The following is a 3,988-nucleotide window of genomic DNA, read 5'->3' on the forward strand; positions in this document are numbered from 1 at the left end:
GGGACCCGCCGCCGATTCGACCGGGACGGCGGGTCCCGGCGGGCGGAAGGCGCCGGCCCAATCGACCCGATCGCGGTCGGCGGGGGGATCGAAGAAGGGCACCCGGCGCCGTCCGCCGGGCCGCTCGTCGTCGATCGAGATCCCGCCGTGGCAGCCGCTGACGGCGTTCGTCGCGCTCCTCGCCCTCGTCTATCTCCTCGTCTTCCTCACCGGTGGCGGCTCGCCCGAACCGAAGCTGGGCATCGACCTGCAGGGCGGGACCCGCGTGACGCTGTCCGCCCGCACCGACAACGGCCAGGCGCCGACCCGCGACCAGTTGAACCAGGCGAAGCAGATCATCGAGCAGCGCGTCAACGGGCTCGGCGTGAGCGGCTCGGAGGTCGTGGTCAGCGGGAACAACCTGGTCATCACCGTGCCCGGCCAGGACGGCTCCCAGGCGAAATCGCTGGGTCAGACCGCCCGGCTGTACGTGCGTCCGGTCGAGACCTCGGCACCGGCGACGCCGCAGCCGCCCAACACCACGCGCACCCAGGACTCCAACGAACTCCCCGCCGACCAGGTGGCCGCGCAGATCGCCCAGGAGAAGAAGAACCGGCAGGCTCCCGCCGGCGCCAACACCCAGGCGCTGCAGGGCTACATGTCGAAGATGAACTGCGCCAACGGCGCCAACGACCCACTGCTGGGCAACGACGACCCGAAGGAATACCTGGTCGCCTGCTCCACCGACGGCAAGACCGTGTACCTGCTCGGGCCGGAGATCATCGATGGGCGGGATGTGAAATCGGCCAGTGCGGGCACCGACCCACAGACCGGTGAGTGGATCGTCAGCCTCGAATACAAGGGCGCCGCCGCGACGACCTGGCCGGAGTACACCGCCAACAACATCGGCAAGCAGACCTCGTTCACCCTCGACACCCGCGTGGTGTCGGCGCCGGTGATCAACCAGGCGATCAGCGGGGCCACCCAGATCACCGGCTCGCCGTTCACCGAAGCCGAGGCCACCGATCTCGCCAACGTGCTCAAGTACGGTTCACTGCCGTTGTCGTTCTCCACCTCCGACGCCGAAACCGTCTCGGCCACACTGGGTCTGTCCTCGTTGCGGGCCGGCCTCCTGGCCGGTGCGATCGGGTTGATCGCGGTGCTGATCTACGCGCTGGCCTATTACCGCATGCTCGGCTTCCTCACCGTGGCGTCGTTGCTGCTGTCGCTGGTGATGGTCTACGGCATCATCGTGCTGCTCGGTCGCTGGATCGGGTTCCCCCTGGATCTGGCCGGTATCGCCGGTCTGATCATCGGTATCGGTATGACCGCAGACTCCTTCGTCGTGTACTTCGAACGCATCAAGGACGAGATGCGTGAGGGACGAAGTTTCCGGTCCGCGGTCCCGCGCGGCTGGGCGAGCGCGCGACGCACGATCTGGTCGGGTAACGCCGTCAGCTTCCTGGCCGCGGCGGTCATCTACATCCTCGCCGTCGGCGAGGTGCGCGGATTCGCCTTCACCCTCGGCCTGACCACCATCCTCGACATCGTGGTCGTGTTCCTGGTCACGCACCCGCTCGTCGTGCTCGCCAGCCGCTCGGAGTTCCTGTCGCGACCGCGGGTCAACGGACTCGGTGCGGTCAGCGAGGTCGCGCGAGCGCGCAGAACCTCACGGGCCGAACGGGTGTCGAACCTCAGTCCGTCCAAGACGCCGGCAAGCGCGGCACCGGCAGGCGCGGCCTCGACATCAACCGACTCGACCCCCTCTGGTCCGACGAAGGGATCGGCGAAATGACCGGCAGCAATCGGACCACCGGCGCACCGACCGGCAGCACGACGACGGGCGAGGAGTCGGGTACCGCGACCGCGACGGCGGTGACGATCGCCGGCAGTGATGCCGACTTCCACGCCGACACCTCCCGGTCGTTCCTCTCGCGCCTCTATACCGGCACCGGCGCCTTCGAGGTCATCGGCAAACGCCGTATGTGGTACCTCGTGACCGCGCTGATCCTCGCGGTCGGCATCATCTCGATCGGCGTGCGCCAGTTCACCTTCGGTATCGATTTCGAGGGCGGCACGCAGATCTCGATCCCGGTGTCGCAGGGCATCACCAGCCAGTCCGTCGAGGACATCGTCGGCAAGGCGCTCGGCAGTGCCCCGGATTCGGTACAGACCGCCGGATCGGGGTCGAGCGAAACCGTGCAGGTGCGCACCGACGCGCTCAGTGCCGAGCAGGCACGCGCAGTAACCGTCGCCCTCACCGACGCGTATGCGCCGACACTCAAGGCCGCCGACGTCAGCATCTCCGAGGTGAGTTCCACGTGGGGACGTGAGATCACCGAGAAGATGTTGCTCGCCCTCGCCGTGTTCCTGGTGATCGTCTTCGTCTACATCGCGGTGCGCTTCGACCGGGAGATGTCGATCGCCGCGCTGGCGACCCTGTTCTTCGACATCATCTGCACGGCCGGGGTGTATTCGCTGGTCGGTTTCGAGGTCACCCCGGCCACCGTCATCGGTTTGCTGACCATCCTCGGTTTCTCGCTCTACGACACCGTCGTCGTGTTCGACAAGGTCTCGGAGAACACCCGTTCGGTACTGCAGACGACGCGTCGCACCTACGCCGAGCAGGCCAACCTCGCGGTGAACCAGACCCTGATGCGCTCGATCAACACCACGATCATCTCGGTGCTGCCGATCATCGCGCTGATGGTCATCGCCGTGTGGCTGCTCGGGGTTGGCACGTTGAAGGATCTGGCGCTGATCCAGCTCGTCGGCGTCGTGGTCGGCACCTACTCGTCGATCTTCCTCGCGACCCCGCTGCTGGTGACGCTCAAGGAACGGCGTCGTGAGATCGCCCGCCACACCGCCCGCGTACTGGATCGACGCGCGGCCATCGCCGCCGGGCAGGACCCGGACGCCGGCAGCACACCGCCGCGTCGCCGTCCGTCCCGGGCGTCGACCGGTCGGGGAGCCGCCGAGGACGACACCCCGACGGCACCGAGCGGGAAACGGCGTCGCGCGCGATAGTCTCGGCAGTCGTGGCATCCAGAGGTCGGCAATCCAGGTGTTGGCATGGCACGACCACACCGGTGATGAGGTCCGCAGTCCTGGTGGTGATCCTGGTGGTGGGTGCCGGGCTGATCGCCGGTTGCTCCCGGGACGATGCGCCTCCGACGATCAACTACGTCGTCGACGCCGACATCCGCAGCTACAACGCGAACACCGAGAACGGCAACGCCGACGGCGTGCTGATGGCGTTCACGCGCGTGCTCCCCGGGTTCAGCTATCTCGGCGACGCCGGACAGGTCACCCCCGACCGTGATGTCGGTACGGTCATCCGTGAGCCCGGTGCCCGGCTGTCCCTGAAGTACCAATTCAACCCGCGCGCAACGTATTCCGACGGCACGGCGATGGATTGCGACGACCTCGTGCTGGCCTGGGCGGCGATGAGCGGGCGATTCGGCCAGTTCACCCCGGCGACCACCGCGGGCTATCGCGACATCGACTCCGTCGACTGCGCGCCCGGAGACAAGACGGCAACCGTCACCTTCGCCGCCGGACGCGACCCCTCCGACTGGGCCTCGCTGTTCGGCGCGGGCACGCTGCTGCCGGCGCAGGTGGTGGCCCGCGCTGCCGGGGTCCCCGACGTGTCCGACCCGATCCGCACCGGCAACCGCGCCGCGATCGCGCGCATCGCCACGGCCTGGAACACCGGCTTCGACCTCGCCCCGGGAGACCTCGACCCCGAGCGCTTCCCGTCCGCCGGACCGTACAAGATCGCGAGCTACTCGACATCCGGCGGAGTGGTGCTGGTGGCCAACGACAAGTGGTGGGGTGATCCGCCGGCCACCTCACGGATCGCGATCTTCGGCCGCAGCAGCGACGCCGCCGGACGCATCGCCGACGGCGACTACGACGTCGCCGACGTCACCGCGGGTCTCGTCGCCGGCGCCGACGAGATGCGGTCGGGCGCCACGTCGGCCGCGGCCACCGCCGGTGCCGGACTACG

Annotated in this window: 3 protein-coding genes; all 3 read left to right on the forward strand. The window is 68.4% G+C overall.

The genetic code is table 11. The features are described 5' to 3' along the window. A partial coding sequence (gene secD / locus B1964_RS09415; RefSeq protein ID WP_253193939.1) for a protein translocase subunit SecD occupies positions 1–1,774 on the forward strand: 1,774 nt, incomplete at its 5' end. After that, positions 1,771–3,006 carry a protein translocase subunit SecF gene (gene secF, locus B1964_RS09420; RefSeq protein WP_079929592.1) on the forward strand — a complete coding sequence of 412 codons (1,236 nt, stop codon included), beginning with the start codon at positions 1,771–1,773 and terminating at the stop codon, positions 3,004–3,006. The genes secD and secF, both read left to right, overlap by 4 nt. 65 nt (positions 3,007–3,071) lie before the next feature. After that, positions 3,072–3,988: ABC transporter substrate-binding protein (locus tag B1964_RS09425; protein ID WP_253193940.1), on the forward strand; the 917-nt coding region annotated here is incomplete at its 3' end.

This window comes from Gordonia sp. i37, from assembly GCF_002043085.1.
GTDB classification, from domain to species: domain Bacteria; phylum Actinomycetota; class Actinomycetes; order Mycobacteriales; family Mycobacteriaceae; genus Gordonia; species Gordonia polyisoprenivorans.

Coding starts and splice junctions, on each gene's coding strand:
- secF (WP_079929592.1), top strand. CDS start 1,771: ATGACCGGCAGCAATCGGACCACCGGCGCACCGACCGGCAGCACGACG.